At 61.8% G+C, this 335-nt stretch carries 1 protein-coding gene; it reads right to left on the bottom strand.

What is annotated here, in order from left to right; genetic code table 11:
- On the bottom strand, window positions 1-335 hold a 335-nt coding region (locus IB249_RS29625; protein WP_192309938.1), incomplete at both ends, for a cbb3-type cytochrome c oxidase subunit I.

Here is a 335-nt window from a genome sequence, read left to right as displayed (position 1 = left end):
TCGGGCAGGGCGGTGTAGTGCAGGTGGTGCGGCCCGGCCCAGATGTACAGGGTGATCAGCGCCCAGAAGTGCACGATGGACAGGCGATAGGAGTACACCGGCCGGCCGACTTGCTTGGGCACGAAGTAATACATCATGCCGAGGAAGCCGGTGGTGAGGAAAAAGCCCACGGCGTTGTGGCCGTACCACCACTGGACCATGGCGTCGGTGGCGCCGGAGTACACCGGGTAGGACTTGAACCAGTCCACCGGGATCGACAGGTGATTGACCACGTGCAGCATGGCGATCACCACGATGAACGCGCCGAAGAACCAGTTGCCGACGTAGATGTGCTT

The organism is Pseudomonas sp. PDM04 (genome assembly GCF_014851765.1).
GTDB lineage: Bacteria > Pseudomonadota > Gammaproteobacteria > Pseudomonadales > Pseudomonadaceae > Aquipseudomonas.
The sequence above is the reverse complement of the archived record's forward strand: the minus strand, read 5'-3'. Positions and strand labels throughout refer to the sequence as shown.